The 20,158-nt window shown below is 66.9% G+C and carries 15 protein-coding genes; 5 read left to right on the top strand and 10 right to left on the bottom strand.

The features are described 5' to 3' along the window. The first annotated feature begins 202 nt into the window (after positions 1 to 202). Positions 203 to 1,414: a macrolide 2'-phosphotransferase gene (locus tag JOE31_RS08865; RefSeq protein ID WP_209743412.1), complete on the top strand. Its 1,212-nt coding sequence runs from the start codon at positions 203 to 205 to the stop codon at positions 1,412 to 1,414. On the opposite strand, the gene JOE31_RS08860 is transcribed toward JOE31_RS08865, so the two are convergent. The 3 genes from JOE31_RS08860 to JOE31_RS08850 form a co-directional block, all read right to left on the bottom strand. Then, positions 1,386 to 4,937: an ATP-dependent DNA helicase gene (locus tag JOE31_RS08860; RefSeq protein ID WP_209743410.1), complete on the bottom strand. Its 3,552-nt coding sequence runs from the start codon at positions 4,935 to 4,937 to the stop codon at positions 1,386 to 1,388. The two genes, JOE31_RS08865 and JOE31_RS08860, sit on opposite strands and share 29 nt — an antisense overlap. Further along, complete coding sequence (locus JOE31_RS08855; RefSeq protein WP_209748275.1) at positions 4,934 to 8,266, bottom strand: ATP-dependent DNA helicase; 3,333 nt, start codon at positions 8,264 to 8,266, stop codon at positions 4,934 to 4,936. Before JOE31_RS08855 ends, JOE31_RS08860 begins: the two co-directional genes overlap by 4 nt. Before the next feature lie 92 nt (positions 8,267 to 8,358). Beyond that, on the bottom strand, positions 8,359 to 8,775 hold the full coding sequence (locus tag JOE31_RS08850; protein ID WP_209743408.1) for an MGMT family protein: 417 nt from the start codon (positions 8,773 to 8,775) through the stop codon (positions 8,359 to 8,361). 82 nt (positions 8,776 to 8,857) lie between these two features. Here JOE31_RS08850 and JOE31_RS08845 point away from each other — a divergent pair, with 82 nt between their 5' ends. From JOE31_RS08845 to JOE31_RS08830, 4 genes are all read left to right on the top strand, one after another. After that, positions 8,858 to 9,622, top strand: coding sequence for a 3'-5' exonuclease (locus JOE31_RS08845; protein ID WP_209743406.1), 765 nt, complete (start codon positions 8,858 to 8,860; stop codon positions 9,620 to 9,622). A gap of 284 nt (positions 9,623 to 9,906) precedes the next feature. Further along, the gene (locus tag JOE31_RS08840) at positions 9,907 to 10,986 is read left to right on the top strand and encodes a methionine ABC transporter ATP-binding protein (RefSeq protein WP_209743404.1); all 1,080 of its coding nucleotides are present in this window, start codon (positions 9,907 to 9,909) and stop codon (positions 10,984 to 10,986) included. Next, positions 10,983 to 11,654, top strand: coding sequence for a methionine ABC transporter permease (locus tag JOE31_RS08835; RefSeq protein WP_011692601.1), 672 nt, complete (start codon positions 10,983 to 10,985; stop codon positions 11,652 to 11,654). Before JOE31_RS08840 ends, JOE31_RS08835 begins: the two co-directional genes overlap by 4 nt. Positions 11,655 to 11,809: 155 nt before the next feature. Next, positions 11,810 to 12,652: a MetQ/NlpA family ABC transporter substrate-binding protein gene (locus JOE31_RS08830; RefSeq protein ID WP_011692602.1), complete on the top strand. Its 843-nt coding sequence runs from the start codon at positions 11,810 to 11,812 to the stop codon at positions 12,650 to 12,652. 105 nt (positions 12,653 to 12,757) lie between these two features. Here the strand turns inward: JOE31_RS08830 and hemL are convergent, their stop codons facing one another. Genes hemL through hemQ form a run of 7 tightly spaced genes read right to left on the bottom strand, consistent with a single transcriptional unit; the run spans position 12,758 to position 20,155 of the window. Beyond that, positions 12,758 to 14,098: a glutamate-1-semialdehyde 2,1-aminomutase gene (hemL, locus tag JOE31_RS08825; RefSeq protein ID WP_209743402.1), complete on the bottom strand. Its 1,341-nt coding sequence runs from the start codon at positions 14,096 to 14,098 to the stop codon at positions 12,758 to 12,760. Between the two features lie 13 nt (positions 14,099 to 14,111). Beyond that, positions 14,112 to 15,245 carry an LLM class flavin-dependent oxidoreductase gene (locus JOE31_RS08820; protein ID WP_209743400.1) on the bottom strand — a complete coding sequence of 378 codons (1,134 nt, stop codon included), beginning with the start codon at positions 15,243 to 15,245 and terminating at the stop codon, positions 14,112 to 14,114. Continuing rightward, the gene (gene hemB, locus JOE31_RS08815) at positions 15,245 to 16,225 is read right to left on the bottom strand and encodes a porphobilinogen synthase (protein ID WP_209743398.1); all 981 of its coding nucleotides are present in this window, start codon (positions 16,223 to 16,225) and stop codon (positions 15,245 to 15,247) included. Before hemB ends, JOE31_RS08820 begins: the two co-directional genes overlap by 1 nt. Next, complete coding sequence (locus JOE31_RS08810; protein WP_209743396.1) at positions 16,222 to 17,151, bottom strand: uroporphyrinogen-III synthase; 930 nt, start codon at positions 17,149 to 17,151, stop codon at positions 16,222 to 16,224. The genes hemB and JOE31_RS08810 overlap by 4 nt, the downstream gene beginning before the upstream one ends. An 18-nt stretch (positions 17,152 to 17,169) precedes the next feature. Beyond that, positions 17,170 to 18,168 carry a hydroxymethylbilane synthase gene (gene hemC / locus JOE31_RS08805; RefSeq protein ID WP_209743394.1) on the bottom strand — a complete coding sequence of 333 codons (999 nt, stop codon included), beginning with the start codon at positions 18,166 to 18,168 and terminating at the stop codon, positions 17,170 to 17,172. Then, positions 18,165 to 19,445 carry a ferrochelatase gene (locus JOE31_RS08800; protein ID WP_209743392.1) on the bottom strand — a complete coding sequence of 427 codons (1,281 nt, stop codon included), beginning with the start codon at positions 19,443 to 19,445 and terminating at the stop codon, positions 18,165 to 18,167. The genes hemC and JOE31_RS08800 overlap by 4 nt, the downstream gene beginning before the upstream one ends. Beyond that, a complete protein-coding gene (gene hemQ / locus JOE31_RS08795; protein WP_209743390.1) occupies positions 19,442 to 20,155 on the bottom strand; it encodes a hydrogen peroxide-dependent heme synthase in 714 nt (237 codons plus the stop codon). Before hemQ ends, JOE31_RS08800 begins: the two co-directional genes overlap by 4 nt. Positions 20,156 to 20,158 lie beyond the last annotated feature (3 nt).

Raw genomic sequence — 20,158 nt, 5'->3', positions numbered from 1 at the left:
AACTGGTTTTTGGATGCCGGGGACTCCGCAAGACTCATGTACCCACCGTACTGACTCCGGCTGACAATTGACATTTGCTCCGGCCGCTCCGGCCGCCCCGGGAAGGGTTCCATGTGCTGATCTGACATGGGAAATCGTCACGATCTGGAGACTCGCCGTAGTACATCGCCATCTTGGGCGCCAGTCAATCTACCGTGGACGGGTGAGAAGAAAACCGATCGAACTTGCAGCTGTAGCAACCGCGGCAGTCCCCGGACTGACGCCGACCGCCGTGAGTTCCGCCCCCGACGATCCGGCGGACTTCGATTCGGCACTTCTCCTGGACTCCGAGGGGAAGCAGTGGCGGGTACGTTCGCCACGGCACGCGGAAGCCAGCGCCCGGCTGGAAACTGAGTTCATGGTCCTGCGCGCATTTGCCCCGGGAATCAGGGCAGAGCTCCCGTTTCTGATGCCCACGGTGGCAGGCACCGTGCGGCAGGGCGCACTCAGCACGTTTGTTTACTCTCATCTGGCGGGAACCACCCGGAGCGTCGAGGAGCTGACTGCAGGTCCTGAAGGACTCGCCCGGGAAGTGGGAGCGGCGCTGGCTGCCATTCATGACCTTCCGAGGACTTTGGTCAGCAATGCCGACCTCCCCAGCTACACACCCAATGAGTTCAGGCAGCGCAGGCTCAACGAACTCGACCAGGCGGCGACCACCGGGAAGATCCCTCCCGTGCTGCTGCGCCGGTGGGAGCACGCCCTCGAGGACGTGTCGCTCTGGCGCTTCAATCCCTGCGTCGTCCACGGCGACCTGCACGAGGACAACATCCTGGTTGAGGGTCAGCGCGTGACGGCGGTGACAGGCTGGACCGACTTGCGCATTGGCGACCCCGCCGACGATATGGCGTGGCTGGTCGCCTCCAATGAACAGGGTTTCGTGGACGCCGTGCTGCGCAACTACACATCGAGCCGCAGGGACGCACCCGATGCCCACCTGCTGCGCCGTGCGGCGCTCTCTGCCGAGTTCGCGCTGGCCCAGTACCTGGTCAAGGGGCTGGCAGCCGGAGACCAGTCCATGATCGGCGAAGCGGAAGAAATGCTGGCATCGCTGGCCGAGGACATCACTGAGCACGGCGGACAGCCCATCAGCGTGGAACCGTTGCCGCAGTCCGTCCCGGCCGTGCAGGTGGAGCCTGTGCCGCTGGAGGAACCGTCAACGGCCGCCGCCATGCCCGCCGTGCACGTATCACCCATCCCGGTCGAGCCGGCTGCCGAACCCGATGCTCCGGCCCCGGCTCCGGCTCGGGCTCCGACGGACAGCGACTCCGGCCGGGAGGCTGACGGGCCGGGAGAAACCGCTCCCCCGCGCCCGCCCGCAGCAGAGGACACGTCCACTGCCGCCCTCAAGATTGTGGACGCGAAGTCCCACTAGCCGGTCCGGAGGCGTTTAGCAGGGCTGTCGTTCCGCCAAGGGCAGCTGTGACGATGTCCTCCAACTGCTCTGCTGTGCCGAGGTCGTGGGGGCGGACCACCTGGTTTTCCCCGACGTAATAGAAAGCTGCCCGGACACTGTCCAGCGGAACTCCCTTGAGCCGTGCCCAGGCGAGACGGTAGACGGCCAACTGGACAGCCTTTACCTTCAGCTGTCCCGCGGCGGGGCGGCGGCCCGTCTTCCAGTCCACCAGGTCCCAGCCGCCGTCGGCGTCGCGGAACACGGCATCGATCCGGCCGCGCACCACAACGTCCCCGATGCGCGTCTCCACCGGAACCTCCACGTGGGCCGGCGCACGGTGCGCCCACTCCGAATTCCTGAACGTTTCCACCATGGAATCCAGCCCGTAGGCCTCGTCAATGTGGTTGTCCGAACCGGGGGCCTCGTCCAGGTCCAACATGCCCGCCTTGCCGAAGTACTCTTCCACCCAGGCGTGGAAAGCCGTGCCTTTACGGGCGGACATGCCTGGTTCCCTGGGAACCGGTCGCCGCAGCCGCGCCAGCACTGCTGCGGGATCGTCACCCAGATCCACGAACGTCGACGCGGAAATGTGGCCGGGCAGGTGGACGTCCTGCACCGTGGCCCTGCGGAAACGGCGCTCCAGCAGCAGGTCAGCTTCCTTCGCCCAGTTGGCCGCGAAACTCCGGAGCTGCCGGGGGCCCTCCACTGCGGCCGAATCCGCCGCGGGCTCCCAATCGGGGCCCGCGGCCAAGGCTTCGCGGACCCGTCCGGCGGCTCTTTCCATCGCTGCCCGCCGTCCGGGAACCAGCCTGAGCCTGGCACCGGTGCGCGGATCGGCCGGTCCTTCCAACGGGTCATACGGCCATTGGGCGAGTTCGAGGTCCTGGGTCAACGGACTTTCGGCAGGCAGCGATGGTTCCTCCACCGATGCGGGATGCACGACGGCGGCGGTCCCAGCCGACGCTTCTGTCCGCCCGTGGGTGCTGCCCTCCGCTGCCACGGTTTCGGCGTCGCCTGCCCCGACCCCAGCGAGGGGCGCCAGCTCCGAGAGGAACGGCGACATTTCCGCCATTCCGGCCCGGGAACCGACCCAGGCCGCGCTCGAAACCCACAGCACGAATTTGGCCCGGGTGTAGGCCACGTAGGCCAGCCTGCGTTCTTCGGCTTCTCCGTGCGCCTGGACGTCGGCTTTGAAGTCCTTTTCGGCGTCCAGCCAGCCCTTTTGGTCCGGCTGGTCTGTGTCCCACTGGGGCAGGTCTGCACGGTCTCCCCGCAACGGCCAGGGCAAGGCAGCACTTCCGCTGCTCCAGCGCGAATCCCGGCTGCTCGGAAACGCTCCCGCGTTCAGGCCGGGAACGAACACAACGTCCCACTCCAGGCCCTTGGACGCGTGGACCGTCAGCAGCTGCACCGCTTCGTGGTTGACCTCCGGGGCCGCGACGTCCAGCCCGCCCTCCTCCGTTGCCGCGGCTTCCAGCCAGGCCAGGAACGCCAGGACATCCACGCGGTGCGAGGTGTGGAGGAATCCTGCTGCGGCGTCGTGGAATGCGTCCAGGTTTCGCCGGGCCTGGTGGATGCTGACGCCGGGGCGCGCCGCCACTTCGATGTCCAGGAGCATGGCCCGTTCCACTTCGCCCAGCAGTGTCGTGAGGTCATCGCCCATAAATCCGCGGAGCTGCCGGAGTTCAGCCGAGAGGGCATGCAGCCGGTCGAGGGCTGCCGGGCTCAGCGTCCGGCCGTGGGCCGAGGTCCATCCTTCGCGCGGCAGCCAGTCCAGGGCTTCCACAAGGCTCGGCGAATCGGTGATGTCGCTCTCGATGACCGCGGCGTCCGGATCGTCAGCTTCATCTGCGTCCGTCCGCGGTTGGCCCCGGCGGCGTGCGAGGAATGATGACCAGTCCCGGAACGCCATGAGGTCGGCCGGGCCTATGCGCCAGCGCGCACCGGCGAGGAGCCGCATGAGGGAGTCCGAACGTCCCGGATCCGCGAGTACCCGCAGGGTGGCGACCAGATCCACGATCTCCGGAGTGTCCAGGAGCCCGCCGAGGCCCACGATTTCGTAGGGGATCCCGCGCAGCTCGAACTCGCGGCGGATGCATTCCATCTGTGCGCGGCGCCGGCACAGAACCGCCATGGCAGGAGGTACGCGGTCGGCGCCGACGGGTTCCTCGAAATCCGTGACGCGGTACCGCAGGACATCCGCTGCGATGGCCCTGGCTTCGTCCTCGTCCGTCGCAAAGCGTCCGATGACAACCTTCCCCTCGGCCGCAGCCGGACTGGGCTGCAGCGGCGGGACTTCCACGGAGTCCGCTGACTGCCGTTCCCCCGCCGGGCCGGCCTGCAGCGCGGCGGCGCTAAGGGGCGCCGAAATGACGTTGGCTGCGGAAAGGATGTTGCGCCCGTTACGCCACGCGGTTGTCAGGTAGGAGGTGGGTGCCACGGCGAACGAATCGCCGACCCGGACGGGGAATTCCCTTACGAAATGGAAGAGCTGGCCGGCAGACGCCCCCCGGAACCCGTAGATCGACTGGTTGGGGTCGCCCACCGCCGTCACGGCATGGCCGCCGCCGAATAGCCTGGAAAACAGCACCAGCTGGGCATGCGAGGTGTCCTGGAATTCGTCGAGCAGCACCACTTTGAACCGCTGGCGTTCCACTTCGGCGGCCAGCGGAATCTCGCTGGCGACCCGCGCGGCGAGCGCCACAAGGTCACCAAAGTCCAGCGCGCCGCGGACCCGCTTCGCGTCAGCGTACCTGCCCACCATTTCGGCGACGCTGGCCCTGGTGCGCAGCATGGCGCCGAGTTCTCCGGCTGCCTGCGTCGGGTTCTTTTTGGCCCCGGCCACGTAGGGCAGGCCTTCAAATTCCGCGACCCGCTTCATCAGCCATTCCTGCACCTCGGCCGGATCGCGCAGGTGTTCAGCGCACTCGCCCGCGAGCTGGATGACGGCTTTGACCAGCGTCGATTTGGCAGCACGGAAATGTTCGTATTCGCCGTCGAAGGCCTCAACAACTTCGCTGGCCAGCTGCCAGGCCTGCGCTCCGCCCAGGAGGACGACGTCACGTTCGACACCGAGCCGGAGCCCGTAGTCGGACACGATGCCGCTGGCGTAGGAGTGGTACGTGGAGACTTTGGGTTCCAGGGCATCCTCACTGAGCAGACCCTCGGGAAAGATCCTGTGTTCGGTGTCCTCCGCCGCGATCCGTTGCAGGGCCGAGAGCTTGGACCGGATCCGGCTGGCCAGTTCCCCGGCCGCCTTGCGCGTGAACGTTACGCCCAGGACTTCTTCCGGCCGGACCCAGCCGTTGGCAACGAGCCACACCACACGGTCCGCCATGGTGGCGGTCTTGCCGGATCCGGCACCGGCAATGACCAGCCGCGGAGTGAGCGGCGAGGAAATGATGGCGGACTGCTCTGCAGTGGGGCTGTTACGTTCGCCCAGCATGGCAGTCAGTTCTTCCGGGGAAAACCGGGCGGTCGGGACCTCGGGGGGCGTGGTCATTCGGTAACCTGCTTTCCGCGCGGACACAGGGGACATACCTCCGGCAGCCGGCAGCCGTGGCCGCCGTGACCCGATTTTGCCGGATCGTGGCGCGCTTCGAAGACGTTGCCGGACATGAGCCGTGCGGCATCGTTCACCATGTCGAGCGCCCAGTTGTTGTCGGTGCCGTCCAGCGGCTCCTGGACCTGGATGCCGGGGCTTTTGTTGCTCGTGCCAAGCTGGGCAAGGACGGCCCCGCCCGGCTGAACGTGGCCCGGCTGAATATCACTTTCCGCCGCGCCGGGTTCCGTGAATCCCCCGGCCAGTACCGCGGCCTGGTAGGCACCCAGCTGGGGATGGCGGGCCAGGTCTGCTTTCGACGGCTGGCGTTTGCCGGTTTTGAGGTCCACGATCACCAGGCGTCCTTCTGAATCGATCTCCAGCCGGTCCACCTGTCCGCGGAGGACCGCGGACCTGACCTCGGGCTCGGCATCAGGTGCCGCCGGTACTGAGAATCCCGGGTCCGGGAGGTCCACGATGTCGGGCAGTTTCACTTCGAAGTCCCGCTCGACGCCGACAAGGCTCCGGCCTTCGCTGCGCATGACCAGGATGTACTGGGCGAGCTTCCGGACCATGCCTTCGGCGCGCTGGAAATCCAATTTTCCTTCCCAGTTGTCCTTCATGCCGAGGGCCGGCCACCGCCGGACCAGCTCCACCAGGTATTCCGCGCCAGAAGCGTCGGGTAGGTCCTGCGCGATGGCGTGGACCAGTGTTCCCAGGCTCCTGGCGAAGTCGGTGGCTGCTTCACCGCCGGCAGCCTGGACGAACCAGTCAAGGGGCGATTTCTGCACGGATTCCACCTTGGACGGCGAAACGAACACCGTTCCTCCTGGCGGAACGATCCGTTCCCCCGAAGACAGCGCCGCGAGCCCCCACCAGGAATCCGGATGGGCGCCGGGCACGGAAGGTTCGACAGCGGCGAGCCCTGCCAGGACCCTGGCTGCTTCGACGGATTCAGCGACGAACCTCCCGTCCAGCTGCGCGTGCTGCCGAAGTTCGGCCACGAGGGCGCGGAGGGTCATGGGCCGTTCCACCGGGGTGAAGGTCCGCCTGTCCTGCCCGGGATCCAGCGGCGCGACATAGTCGAGGAAAGAGGAAGGCTGTTCGTCCTCTGATGACACGGCGGTGCAGATCAGCACTTCGCGGGCACGGGAGACAGCCGTTGAAAAGCTGCGGAGTTCGTCGTACCGGATTTCCCGCAACCTGCTGATCGGCCCGAGTTGCAGGGCATGGGCCACCCCGTGCTCCACGGCGTCAGCGAAGAGCGTGCTGCCCAGGAGCTCCCCCCGGAGTCTGGTGTTGGGCCACACTCCTTCCTGCAGGCCTGCGATGATGACGACAGGCCATTCACGTCCGGCGGCACTCGCCGGGGTCATGAGTTCCACGGCGTCCTCCAGCTGCGCGCGCGCCGCCAGGGTGTCCATGGGGAGCTCCTGGCTGAGCAGGTACTCAAGGAACTGGTCCGGGCCTGACCCCGGCAACTGGTCCACATAGCGTTCGGCGGTGTGGAACAAGGCCATCATGGCGTCCAGGTCGCGGTCTGCCCGCGCCCCCGCCGCTCCGCCGGACAATGCCGCGTCAGTCCAGCGTGCGGCAAGCCCGGTGGAGTTCCACAATGCCCAAAGCACCGTCTCAGCGTTTGCTCCCGGTGCCTGGGCAGCCGCCCGGCCGGCCTCGATCATCCGCGCCACACGCCTGGCTGAGCGGCCTTCGATACCTGTGGTGGCCAAGGCGCCCGGTTCAAGCAGCGACTCGACCAGCAACGCGTCACTGGTGCGGCCGCCGCCGCCGAGGATCTCCTCGCGGCGCAGCGACTGGCGCAGCCGGCGCAGCTCGATGGAGGTCGCTCCGCCGATTCGGGATGTCAGCAGTGCCACTGCCGCTTCCGGGGTCAGCACCGCGGGATCCAGCGCCACTGCATAGGCATCCAGCAGGGGGCGGACCGCCACTTCGTCGCGGACGGCGGACTCCGCCACAGGAACACGGACGGGGATGCCGTGACCGGCCAAGTGCCGCTGCAGTTGGTTCAGCTGCCCGCCGTTCCGCACGATCACCGCGATGTCGCCGAGCTCACGCCGGTCGTTCAGGTGCGCATCCAGGATCCGCTGGGCCACGTAGCGCAGCTCTTGGACCGGCGACGGAAGGACATGGCCCTCAACTCGGCCGCGTCCCGGGACCGCGCCGGCCGCGGGATGGTTGGATGCCGGTTCGGCGCTCTCCAGCCTGCGCGCCGACTGGCTGCCTGCCCGTTGGGAGATCCGTCCCGCCACCGAACGCCAGGCCTGGGCGACGGCGGGAGTATGGCGATGCGTACGCCAGAGCGGGCGCTCCAGGGCAGTACCCGGTGTGGCGGCATCCCGGGGGGCGCGTGCGGTTGCGTCCGCTGGAGCCAGCAGGTGCGGCAACTCAGCTGTGAGGTCAGGCCGGGCGCCGCGGAATCCCTGGACGACAGTGTCCGGGGAGAATGCCACGTAGGCGTCCTTGCCTGCCGCGATATCCGCCAACAGTTCGAATATCGCCGGGTTGGCTTCCTGGATGTCGTCCACCAGGATCAGCTGGAGGCGTTCGCGCTCGGCGGCCAGGAATTCGGGGGCATCCTGGAAGATCTGGCGGGCCGCCGTGATGATTCCGGCGGGGTCGAATGCCTCCGGCATCCGCAGGTCCAGCACATCGCGGTACTCGGCGTACAGTGCGGCGGCAGCGATCCAGTCGGGACGGTTGCACTGCTGAGCCAAAGCCACCAGATCGGCGGGCGTCCGGCCGGATTCGATGATCCGGTCAAAGAGCTGGCGTACTTCTTGGCGGAAACCGCGGGTATCCAGGGCGGCACCGAGATCTTCCGGCCACGGCAGCTCAAGGCCCGGCAGGGTGTGTCCTTCCAGCAGTTCCTTGATAATGAGGTCCTGCTCGGGTCCGGACAGTAGACGCGGCGGCCGCGGCAGCGGGAGGATGCCTTCGGCCTTGGCACGCCGGATCAGGTCGAAGGCATACGATGCCCAGGTGCGTGCCGGCGTCGTGCTGAGGCTCCGGTTGAGGCGGGCCGTGAAGCGGTCCCGGAGCGAGTCTGCAGCGAGGCGGCTTGGGGCCAGCACGAGCATTCTTTCCGGATCCAGGCCGTCGCGCTCTGCCCGGCGCACTGCTGCTTCAATGAGCACGGTGGATTTTCCCGTCCCGGGAGCACCCGGAACCAGCACCGGGCCGGAGCCGTGGGGGACGTCCACGGCCGCCTGCTGGTCCGGTGTCAGGACAGGAACGGCGCTGTGGAGCTGGCGGGGAGGGAGGAGCCTCAGGCCGGCGGGCGTTCCGGCTGGCTTGGCGACTGTTAGCTGGCCGGACTGGAGTCGTTGCCCGGACCGGACCTCCGGGGAATCGCTGGTAAGTGTCACACAGTCATTTCATCATCGGGGACGGACATTTTATGGAGCCGCCGCTCCAACCGCTCTGCAATCAGGTCAATGAGGTCAAAATCACCGTCGACGGGGGCCCACCGTGCCTCGGTAAGGTCAACGCGCCACCGGCCTTCCCCGGTCCGGAGGAAGTCCAGGTAGCGGCCAAGGAGCGGAGTGCCTTCCTGGATGTAGAACGTCAAGGCTTCGGTTTCCAGCCCCTGCGGTGCTTCGCCGTTTGCCCTCAACACGCGCCACCAGGGAACGGAACTGCCGTGGTGGCTCATGACGGAGCCCACCTGCCGCGCGCCGCCTGACCCGAGGAGCTCAGCAACGTCCCCGTACGCCACAGCTGATCCCGGAGGGACGAGCCGGACCAGGGCCAGCACCGCCTCGACATACTCCGTGCGCATGGATCCAGCGTAGCGGGTCCCTTGCGGCGGCACGCCACCGGCCTGGCACAAAACTGTCGGTGGCAGCAGGTAGCTTTGAAGTATGAGCAGCAGGAACACCAGTACCACCAGTAGCACCAGCACCGGCAGCACGGCTACCGGCACGTGGGACAAGCGGCCGCGGGCTGCATTCGACTTGGAGACCACCGGCCGCAACTCGCGCGCCGCGCGCATCGTCACGGCGTCGGTCACGGTGGTGGACGCGGACGGAAGTGTCATCAAGGAGCATGAATGGCTCGCGGATCCTGGAATCGAGATCCCCGCCGAAGCAAGCGAAGTCCACGGCGTCACAACCGAAAAAGCCCGGCTGGAGGGCCGTCCGGCCGCGGAGGTGACCCGCGAACTGGCCTCCGTGCTGCAGGGGTTGTTCGACGACGGGATCCCGGTTATAGCCTTCAACGCAAGTTACGACTTCACGGTGCTGGCTGCCGAATCGGCCCGCTACGGCATTCCGCAGCTGAACCGCTTCCCCGTGCTGGATCCCTACATCATGAACAAGCAGGTGGACCGGTACCGCAAGGGCAAGAGGACGCTGACCGCACTGTGCGAGGAATACAAGGTCAACCTTGACAACGCCCACACGTCCGCCGCGGACGCCCTCGCGACGCTCCGGATGCTGGACGCCATGGCCGGCAAGTTTCCCAAACTGCGAATGGCAGCCGGGCAGCTCCATCAGCTGCAGGTCGGCTGGGCGGCCAGCCAGGCCGCAGACTTCCAGACGTATCTGCGCAAGACCAAGCCCGCCGCCGTGATCGAAGGCGAATGGCCCGTCCTCCCCCCTGAGGACGCCAGCAAGGGCGACTTCTAGCCACTGCCCCGAGCGGGGCACCCGGGAGGGGCCCGCCCTCTGGGATGAGGATCACAGTCTTTGGCGCGTTCAGCTGCCGGCAGCTTCGTCCCATTCAATTTGGCCTGCAACTGCGGGGCCGCACGAGTAGCGCCGCTGGGGGTTCCTGGCGCACCTTTATGCGGCTGCAAGCGCTTCGAGCCGAATAATATGCGGAAGTGACTCGCCTCAGGGTCCGCTGACATAATTAAGTTCAAAAGCGTGCTTGTGCTATGCCCTGCCCGAGGCCAACCTCCTGAGGATAAATGATCACAGTTACTGACCTTCGAAAGGTCTACCGCCAGGGGAAAAAGGAAGTAGTGGCCCTCGACGGCGTCACCCTTTCCGTTCCCAAAGGTTCCATTCACGGAATCATTGGCCATTCAGGCGCCGGAAAATCCACCCTGGTGCGTTGCCTGACTCTGCTGGATCGTCCGACGTCCGGCTCCGTCAGCATTGACGGCACAGAACTGAGCTCCGTCCGGGACTCCGAAATCCGTGCGGCGCGGCGCCGCATCGGCATGGTTTTCCAGCATGCCAACCTCATGGACTCACGCACTGCCGCCGGCAACGTGGCCCACCCCCTGGAACTCGTCAAAACACCGAAGGACAAGATCCGGGCCAAGGTTGCGGAGCTGTTGTCCCTTGTAGGACTCGAAGGTTTCGAAAACGCCTACCCCTCCCAGCTTTCCGGTGGCCAGCGCCAGCGCGTGGGCATCGCCCGGGCGCTGGCCGCCGACCCCGATGTGCTGTTGTGCGATGAGCCGACCTCGGCGCTGGATCCTGCGACCACTGACGAAATCCTGGACCTGATCCAGGACCTGACCAAGCGCTTGCAGCTGACGGTGCTCATCATCACGCACGAAATGAACGTCGTGAAGCGCGTTTGCGACTCGGTCTCGCTGCTGTCCAAGGGCCGGATCATCGAGCACGGTGCCCTCAAGGACGTGGCCGGAGACCTCGAGAGCAAACTGGCCAAGGCGCTCCTTCCCCTGCCGTCGTCCGAGCCCCTGAAGGGGGCGCTTCAAGGCGGACCGGTCCTGGAAATCCTCTTCGCCGGTGACAATGCCAAGGAACCTGTCCTCACCGGCGTTGCGCGGCACTTTGACATCGACCTGAACGTCCTGGCCGGCAGCGTCGAAACTCTGGGCGGACAGCAGTTCGGGCACCTCCGTGTCCAGCTCGCTGAAAATGCGGACTACGACGCCGTCCTCAACTATCTCCACCAGCGCGGAATTGGCGCAAAGCTGGCTGCGACCAGTACAGCAGCCAGTGACCCCCTCGAAGCGGACCCCCTGGAAGTGGATGCTGCGGAATTGAACGACGTGACGGGAAGGAACCCATGAACGACATCTTCAGCAACCCCGTCCTTGCCAAGGCCCTGCCCGAAGCAATCGTAGAAACCCTGCAGATGGTCGGAATTTCGGCCTTCTTTACGGTGCTGGTTGGCCTGCCCCTGGGCGTCTTCCTGCACGTCACGGCGCCGGGCGGCCTGCGTCCGATGCCTGTCACCAACCGGATCATGAGTGACGTCATCGTGAACATCACCCGCTCCATCCCGTTCGCAATCCTGATGGTCGCCCTCATCCCGCTGGCCCGCCTGCTGACCGGCACGAGCCTGGGACCTGTGGCGGCCTCGGTATCGCTGTCCATCGGCACCATTCCGTTCTTTGCCCGCCTGGTGGAGACCTGCCTCCGGGACGTCCATCATGGCAAGATCGACGCCGCCCAGGTCATGGGTTCCACCAAGATGCAGGTCATCAACAAGGTGATGCTGCGCGAATCACTCCCGGCCCTGGTAGCCGCCACGACCACCACCGTGGTCACCCTGGTGGGGTACTCGGCCATGGCCGGCCTGGTGGGCGGCGGCGGACTCGGGAAGCTGGCGTACAACTACGGCTTCCAGCGCTTCGACGTCACGGTCATGATCGTGACCATTGTGCTGATCATCGTCCTGGTGCAGGTCATCCAGCTCGTGGGCGAACAGATCTCCCGCAGCCTCGACCACCGCTAAGCCTTTACCACCGCTAAACCATCACCCTCGGCCGTCGTCCAACGGCCGCGGCAATCTTCACCGCAGCAGGTAGCCGCCCGCTGCATCTGTGCCGGAGCGGGCGCCGGGCGCAAGCCCGCCGTCGGACTCCCAGCAATTCGAAAGGAACGCATCCGATGCGTAAATCACTCTCCCTCCTGGCCACCGGTATTGTCACCGCCCTGGCGCTGACGGCCTGCGGCGGCTCGTCCAGCCCGAGCTCCGAAGCCACGACCCTCGACCCCGCCAAACCGGCCACCCTGACCGTCGGCGCCAGCCCGGTCCCGCAGGCGAAGATCCTGGAGTTCATCAACCAGGACCTCGCGCCGAAGGCCGGCCTGAAGCTGGACATCAAGGAAATCGAGGACTACCAGACGCCGAACACTGCCCTGAGCGACGGCTCGCTGGACGCCAACTACTACCAGCACCTGCCGTGGTTTGAGGACCAGGTCAAGACCAAGGGCTACAAGTTCGGCCACGGCGAAGGCGTCCACATCGAGCCGTACGCCGCGTTCTCGGAGAAGGTCAAGGACATCAAGGACATTCAGGAGGGCGCCAAGGTCGCCATCACGAATGACCCCTCCAACCAGGTCCGGGCCCTCAAAGTCCTCCAGGTAGCCGGGCTGGTGAAGGACATCAAGGATGATTCCTCCGTGCTGACCCTGACCGACGAGCAGAACCCCAAGAAGCTGAAGTTCTCCGAGAACCAGCCTGAACTGCTGATCAACGACCTCAAGGACCCGTCCGTGGACCTTGCCCTGATCAACGGCAACTTCATCCTGAAGGCCGGCCTCAGCACCAAGGACGCCCTCGCAGTGGAGTCCGTGGAGAACAACCCTTACGCCAACTTCCTGGCCTGGCGAGAAGACTCCAAGGATGACGTCCGCATCAAGAAGCTGGACGAACTCCTGCACTCCCCCGAGGTCAAGGCCTTCATCGAGAAGGAATGGCCGAACGGTGACGTGACGGTGGCTTTCTAAGCCTTCCGCTACTCAGCATTAGCAAGAAATCCCCGGCTCCCGGACATTTCCCCCTCGTTTGTGGCGGGGATTCGTCCGGGAGGCGGGGATTTTTGTTATGAGCCGTTATCCCGCCGGCACCGTTGCCGACGCTGCCGCCCTGGCTGCGGCGGGGAGGGCGTCGAAGATCCGGTTCATGGCGGCGTCGTCGTGTGCCGCAGAAAGGAACCAGGCTTCGAAGACAGAGGGCGGCAGGTAGACGCCGGAGTCCAGCATCGAGTGGAAGAACGGGGCGTACCGGAACACTTCCTGGCCCTGGGCGTCGTCATAGTTGTGGACGCCCCGCGCCGAGGTGCCGAAGGCTACCGAGAACAGGTTGCCGGCCCTCTGGATGGAGTGGTCCACCCCGGCGGCATCCAGTGCCGAGGAGAGCGCAGCGGAAAGCTCCAGCGAGCGTGCGTCGATGAACGAGTACACCTCCGGGGTGGCATGGGTCAGTGTTGCGACGCCGGCTGCCATGGCCACGGGGTTTCCGGACAGTGTGCCTGCCTGGTAGACGGGACCGAGCGGCGCCAGGTAGTCCATGATGTCGGCACGGCCGCCGAGGGCTGCCGTCGGCATGCCCCCTCCAATGACTTTGCCGAAGGTGAGGAGGTCCGGGCTGTACGGCTCAGCGGCATCCGCCGCGCCGCCGGTGAGGCCCCAGTAGCCTGAGTAGCCGGTACGGAACCCGGTGAGGACTTCGTCCACGATGAGCAGGGCACCGTGTTCGCGGGTGATCCGCGACAGTCCAGCGTTGAAGCCTTCGCCGGGCGTCACCACACCCATGTTGGCCGGCGCCGCCTCCGTAATGACGGCGGCGATGTTGCTGCCATGGGCGGCGAACGCGGCCTCCACGGCGGCGAGGTCGTTGTAGGGCAGGACCAGGGTCTCGGCGGCGGTGGCGGCCGTGACGCCGGCGGATCCGGGCAGCGCCAGGGTGGCCACCCCGGATCCGGCCGCGGCCAGGAGTCCGTCGAGGTGGCCGTGGTAGCAGCCGGCGAACTTGATGACCAAGTCGCGCCCGGTGAAGCCGCGGGCCAGGCGGATGGCGGTCATGGTGGCTTCAGTTCCCGTGGACACCATCCGGACGCGTTCGGCAGCCGGCACACGCTCCTTGACGATCGCAGCCAGGTTGGCTTCGTCCGGGGTGGAGGCACCGAACGAGAGCCCGCGGTCCACGGCGGCGTGGACTGCCTCGAGGACGGCCGGGTGGGCGTGGCCCAGCAGTGCAGGACCCCACGAGCACACCAGGTCCACATACTCGGCGCCGTCGGCATCGGTCAGGTACGCGCCTTTTGCGGACACCATGAACCGGGGGGTACCGCCCACGGAGCCGAAGGCCCGGACGGGAGAGTTGACGCCGCCCGGCATGAGCTGGCGTGCACGGTCGAAGAGTGCCTCATTGCGAGGAGAGCTGGAAGTCATGGTTCCTATTCTTTCAGTTTCCGGATGCGTGCCCGGACAGGAGCTCGTCCACCCGGGGTGCCACCGCTGTGCCAAGCAGTTCAATGGACCGCATCATGGCGGTATGGGGCAGGGAGCCGCTGCTGTACTTGAGATCAAAGCGGTCCACGCCCAGGTTCCGCTTGAGCAGGACGATCTTCCGCGCAACCGTCTCCGGTGACCCCACATAGAGGGCGCCTTCGGGTGTGCACATGGCGTCGAATTCGTGCCGGCTTCCCGGGCCCCAGCCGCGTTCGGCTCCGAGCCTGTTCCGCAGTGCCAGCCAGTGCGGGAAGAACTCCTCGCGCGCTTCCTCGTCTGTCTCGGCAACATGTCCGGGCGAATGGGTGGCCACTTGCTGCATCGGGTGCCCGTATTTGCCCATGGCCTCGCGGTAAAGGCTGGCCAGCGGAGCGAAGGATCGCGGTTCGCCGCCGATGATAGCGAAAATAATCGGGTAACCGTATTGCGCGCAGCGCAGCACGGACTCCGGGGTTCCGCCCACGCCGATCCAGGCCGGCAGCAGATGGTGCTCCAGTGGCGGATAGACGCTCAGCCCGTTGATGGCCGGACGGGTCCGCCCTTCCCAGTGAACGGGCTTCTGCGCGCGGACCTTGTCAAAGAGCTCCAGCTTTTCCTCGAAGAGGATCTCGTAGTCGGCAAGGTCCAGGCCAAACAACGGGAAGGATTCGATGAAGGACCCGCGGCCCAGCATGACTTCCGCGCGGCCGCTGGAGATGGCGTCCACCGTGGAGAAACGCTGGAAGACGCGGATGGGGTCATCCGAGCTCAGCACGGTCACGGCCGACCCCAGCCGGATGCGCTTGGTCCGCGCGGCGGCGGCCGCCAGGAACACCTCGGGTGCCGAGACGGCGTAGTCCTTGCGGTGGTGCTCCCCCACACCGAAGGCATGGAGTCCGACGTCGTCCGCCAGTTCCGCCTGTTCCAGCAGCTGGCGAAGCACTTGCGCGTGCGGCACCGGGTGCCCGTCGGGGTACACCCCGACGTCGCCGAAAGTGTTCAGCCCGAGCAAGACCTTCCCGGGGCCGACGGGAGCGGTGGGGGCTTCGGCGCGGGCAGCGGCGGGGGCCAACGGCCCGCCGGTTCCGGTAACGGACGCGTCGCTCATCAGGACTCCTTCAGCCAGCCGGCCAGCTCGGACGCCCAGTAGGTCAGGACCATGTTTGCTCCGGCCCGCTTGATTCCGAGCACGGATTCGGTGATGGCCGCGCGCCGGTCGATCCAGCCGTTGGCGGCGGCCGCCTCGATCATGGAGTACTCCCCCGAGATCTGGTACGCAGCCACGGGCACGGGGCTCATGGCGGCGACGTCGGCGAGGATATCGAGGTAGCTCATGGCGGGTTTCACCATGACCAGGTCGGCGCCTTCAGCCAGGTCCAGCTCCACTTCGAGGATGGCTTCGCGGCGGTTGGCGGCGTCCATCTGGTAGGTGCGGCGGTCGCCCTTGAGCTGTGAATCCACGGCTTCCCGGAACGGACCATAGAACGCGGAGGCGTACTTTGCGGCATACGCCACCACGGCCGTGTTGGTGTGTCCGGCGTCTTCCAGCGCCTGCCGGATCACACCGATCTGGCCGTCCATCATTCCCGAGGGGCCAAGCATGTGCGCCCCGGCGTCCGCCTGCGCCACGGCCATGGCCGCGTAGATTTCAAGAGTCGCGTCGTTGTCCACGTAGCCCTCGTCATCGAGGACGCCGCAGTGGCCGTGGTCGGTGAATTCGTCCAGGCACACGTCGCTCATGACCACCAGGTCATCGCCCACTTCGGCGCGGACGTCCCGGATGGCCTTGTTGAGCACGCCGTCGGGATCCAGCGACGCGGTGCCGCGGGCATCGCGCTCGGCGGGGATGCCGAAGAGCATGATTCCGCCGACGCCCAGTTCCACGGCCTCGGCCGCAGCCTTCTTGAGCGAATCGGTGGTGTGCTGCACCACGCCGGGCATGGAGGCGATGGGGTTGGGTTCCGTGAGCCCCTCGCGGATGAAAGCCGGAAGGATCAGTTCCGGCGCCGCCAGCCGGTTTTCGGCCGTCATCCTGCGCATGGCCGGGGTGGTGCGGAGCCGGCGGGGGCGGTGGGTCGGGAAGCTCATGTTCTGTCCTTCACGTAGGTCTCGGTGGCGGGCGGTGGGGTGGAATGTCCAGGTGAAAGGGCCTGGATGACGGCGGACACCAGGCCGGATGTTGTGGGTTCCTCAGCGATGGCGGCCACCGGCACGCCCAGCGACTCCGCCTCAGCGGCCGTTGACCGCCCGATCGCCACGAACCTGCACTCGCCCAGCGGCGACAGTCCGGCGTGGATGCGGCGGGCCGCGCTGGGTGAGGCAGCGACGACGGCGTGGAGCCGCCCGGCGTCGAGCTCTGCTTTTGCTTCGGCGGGGGTGAGCACTCCAGTGCCCGGTGGCGCGGCTGACGCATCGTTGCCGGCGGAAGGGGTGAAGCTGCGGGCCGGATCGGCCGGATAGTTCACCGTGTGATAGGCGGTGACAGCCTGAACCCTGGCGCCCAGTGATTCCAGCCCCTCGGCAAGCCTGGCGTCTGCTATGTCTGCCTGGGGCAGGAACACGCTGCCCTGGCCTTGCGGCCAGATGTCCAGGAGTCCGACGCCGGACTGGAGCCGGGCCGGGGCCAGGTCAACAGTGATTCCGCGCAATTCGAGTTCGCGCCGTGTGGCGGGACCAATGGTGGCCACCTGGAGGGAGCCGGGCAGCCACCGGCTCAGCGTGGAGCCCCGCTCACGGGCGAGTTCCTCGAGGGCCTGCACCGTGGTGACGCTGCTGATCACCAGCCAGGTGTATGCTCCTGCGCCCAGGGCGTCGAAGGCGACTTCCAGGGAGTGCAGGTCGCGGGCGCGTTCGAAGTCGATCAGCGGCAGCAGCAGCGGTTCGGCGCCGGTTTCCCGAAGGGCCGCGAGGAGCGCCCCGGCCCGGTCCGGGCTGCGTGTGACCAGGACGCGGGCGCCCTCGAGGACCCGCAGCCCGTGGTGGCCCTCACCGCGGGCACTGCGCCGCCCCATCATCTGCCCGGCTCCGCCGGTTCAGGAAGCGGCAAGGTCCGCGATGTCGGCTGCACCGGCTGCCAGCAGCGCCTCAGCCAGTTCGATGCCAAGAAGCGTCGCGCCGACCTCGGTGAGCCCGTCCGTTGCCCGCTTGTCGCGGACGGTGGCTGACCCGTCGACAGCGCAGACGGCGGCCTCCAGGTAGAGCATGCTTCCCTTGCGGAAGGCGTAGGCGCCCACCGGGGCTGCGCACCCTGCCTCCAGACGGGCCAGGAGCGCCCGCTCGGCCGTAACCGCGAGCCTGGTGTCCGTGTCGTCCAGGGCTGCCAGCGCCTGGGCCAGCGGCCCCTGGGACCCTTCGGTGGATCCCGGCCTTCGCGGTGCGTCGGCAGTGCGGCACTCGATGGCAAGCGACCCCTGGCCGGCGGCCGGGAGCATGACATCTGTTTCGAGGTATTCGGTAACGGTGTCCAGCCGGCCGATGCGCTCGAGGCCGGCGGCGGCCAGCACGACGGCGTCGAGGTCGCAGGATTTGCCCTGCACCACGGCATCCGTGGTGTTGCCCGGCAGGCCGGGAACACGACCCAGGCGGGTGTCCACGTTGCCACGGATGTCCACGACGTCAAGGTCGGGACGGGCCGCACGGAGCTGCGCCGCGCGGCGGGGGGAGCCCGTTCCCACCCGGGCGCCCTGCGGGAGGTCGGCCAGCTTGAAACCGTCGCGCGCGCAGAGGACGTCACGGACGTCGACGCGCTTCGGCGTCGCGGCGAGGTTCAGCCCGGGTGCGGCGCCGGTGGGCAGGTCCTTGAGCGAGTGCACGGCAACGTCGCATTCGTCCCGCAGGAGCGCGTCCCGCAAGGCCGCCACAAAAACTCCCGTGCCGCCCATCTGCGAGAGCGAACCAGTCAGGACGTCCCCGTCCGTCCTGATGTGCACCAGTTCCACCGGGAACCCGCCAATGGCGGCGAGCTGGTCGGCTGTTTGCTGGGTCTGGGTCAACGCCAGCTTGCTGGCACGCGTCCCGATGCGGACCGTCACAGTGAGTCCTGTCCCGCCGCCTGGGCAGCCGGGGCGTCAGCCGAACCCGAAGGGTAGGGGGCGTGGCCTGTGCCCACTGAGGTGTCAGCTCCTGCGATGGTGGGCTTCTCGCCCCGGAAGTTGGCGCAGCAGCCGGGGCGGCAGACGTCATACCAGGGGCCCAGGTCAGTCAGGTGCGGCCGGTCGGCAATATTGTTCGCGGCAGTGCGCTCACAGACCAGGTCCACAATGCCGCTCACGAATTTGCGGTGGGTGCCGGGGGTGGGCACACGGGTTGCGGCGAGGCTCAGGTTCCGGCAGGTTTCCAGTGCTTCGGTGTCCAGGTCCCAGACAACCTCCATGTGGTCGCTGACAAAGCCAAGGGGGACGATCACGATTCCCTTGACACCCTGGCCGGCGAGCTCCTCGATGGCGTCGTTGATGTCGGGTTCGAGCCACGGAACGGAGGGAGCGCCGGAGCGTGACTGGTAGACGAGGGACCATGGGGCGCTCAGGCCGGACTCTTCCTCGACCCGGCGGATGACCTCGGCGCCGGATGCCAGGTGCTGCGCCACGTAGGCCGAGCCCTCAGCGAACGTGCGCGGCTCGCCCTCGGAGCGTCCGGCAGCTTCGGCATCACGCGTGGGAATGGAGTGCGTGGCGAACAGGATGTGGACCGGTGCGTCCGGAGTACCGGCGGCCGCAAGCTGGGCGCGGACGTCGGCAAGGCCGACAGCGGTCCCTTCCACGAAGGGCTCCACGAAGCCCGGGTGGTCGAAGTACTGGCGGACTTTGTCCACTTCCAGCTTCCCGTCCAGGCCGGTCTCGGTCAGCGCCATGCCGATGTCCTCGCGGTACTGGCGGCAGCTGGAGTAGCAGGAGTAGGCGCTCGTGGTGACCATCAGGACCTTGCGGTGGCCGGCGTCGTACAGATCCTGGAGGGTCTGCGGGATGTACGGGTCCCAGTTCCGGTTGCCCCAGAAGACGGGCAGGTTGATGCCCCGGGCCGAGAGTTCCGCTTCGATCCCGGCCTTGAGCTCGCGGTTCTGCTGATTGATCGGGCTGATGCCCCCGTTGGCACGGTAGTGGTGCGAGACCTCTTCAAGGCGCTCGTCCGGGATTCCGCGCCCCCGGGTCACGTTGCGGAGGAAGGGGATGACGTCATCCTGGCCCTCGGGGCCGCCAAATGAGGCGAGGAGGACGGCGTCGTATTCCTTCGGGGCCATACGCCCGGATTCGGTGACCGGGTTGACGGCCGTCACGGAGGCCGGAGCCTCCTGTGATTCAAGCGGGCTCATGCGAGGACCTCAGCGATCTCGTCGGCGGTGACCCGCCGGCCGGTGTAGAAGGGGATTTCTTCGCGGACGTGGTGCCGGGCCTCGGTGGCGCGCAGGTGGCGCATCAGGTCTACGAGGTCCACCAGTTCGGGGGCCTCCAGGCCGAGGATCCATTCCCAGTCGCCCAGGGCGAAGGATGAGACGGTGTTGGAGATGACCTGCGGGAAGTCGCGGCCCAGCAGTCCGTGGTCTCGAAGCATGGCGCCGCGTTCCGCGTCGGGGAGCAGGTACCACTCGTAGGAGCGGACAAACGGGTACACGCACAGCCATTCGGCCGGTTCCACGCCGCGGGAAAATGCCGGGGTGTGGTTCTTGGCAAATTCCGCCTCGCGGTGGACGCCCATGGCGGACCAGGCGATCTCCGTGCCGGCGAAAAGCGGGCTGCGGCGGATATCACGGATGGCCTGCTGCAGGGCCTCGGGCTTGGGTCCGTGGAGCCACACCATGATGTCCGCGTCTGCCCGCATTGCCGAAACGTCGTAGCTGCCCCGGTGGACCACTCCGCCGTCGGCCAGGCGGCCCAGCAACGCTTCGAAGTCCGCGGCAGCATCGCCGCTGCGCGTGACGTCGGAGGAGCGCTTGAATACCGTCCAGAGAGTGAAGAACTGCTCTGTTTCTTCGGCTACTGAATTTTCGGTTTTACTGACAGATTCGGCAGAAGTGTGGCTCATGGT

Origin of the sequence: Arthrobacter sp. PvP023 (assembly GCF_017832975.1) — a bacterium.
Classification (GTDB): domain Bacteria; phylum Actinomycetota; class Actinomycetes; order Actinomycetales; family Micrococcaceae; genus Arthrobacter.
Note: the sequence above shows the minus strand (reverse complement) of the source record. Positions and strands in the feature narration are given on the sequence as shown.

Coding starts and splice junctions, on each gene's coding strand:
- JOE31_RS08860 (WP_209743410.1), bottom strand. CDS start 4,937: ATGACCACGCCCCCCGAGGTCCCGACCGCCCGGTTTTCCCCGGAAGAA.
- JOE31_RS08850 (WP_209743408.1), bottom strand. CDS start 8,775: ATGCGCACGGAGTATGTCGAGGCGGTGCTGGCCCTGGTCCGGCTCGTC.
- JOE31_RS08845 (WP_209743406.1), top strand. CDS start 8,858: ATGAGCAGCAGGAACACCAGTACCACCAGTAGCACCAGCACCGGCAGC.
- JOE31_RS08840 (WP_209743404.1), top strand. CDS start 9,907: ATGATCACAGTTACTGACCTTCGAAAGGTCTACCGCCAGGGGAAAAAG.
- JOE31_RS08835 (WP_011692601.1), top strand. CDS start 10,983: ATGAACGACATCTTCAGCAACCCCGTCCTTGCCAAGGCCCTGCCCGAA.
- JOE31_RS08830 (WP_011692602.1), top strand. CDS start 11,810: ATGCGTAAATCACTCTCCCTCCTGGCCACCGGTATTGTCACCGCCCTG.
- hemL (WP_209743402.1), bottom strand. CDS start 14,098: ATGACTTCCAGCTCTCCTCGCAATGAGGCACTCTTCGACCGTGCACGC.
- JOE31_RS08820 (WP_209743400.1), bottom strand. CDS start 15,245: ATGAGCGACGCGTCCGTTACCGGAACCGGCGGGCCGTTGGCCCCCGCC.
- hemB (WP_209743398.1), bottom strand. CDS start 16,225: ATGAGCTTCCCGACCCACCGCCCCCGCCGGCTCCGCACCACCCCGGCC.
- JOE31_RS08810 (WP_209743396.1), bottom strand. CDS start 17,151: ATGATGGGGCGGCGCAGTGCCCGCGGTGAGGGCCACCACGGGCTGCGG.
- JOE31_RS08800 (WP_209743392.1), bottom strand. CDS start 19,445: ATGAGCCCGCTTGAATCACAGGAGGCTCCGGCCTCCGTGACGGCCGTC.
- hemQ (WP_209743390.1), bottom strand. CDS start 20,155: ATGAGCCACACTTCTGCCGAATCTGTCAGTAAAACCGAAAATTCAGTA.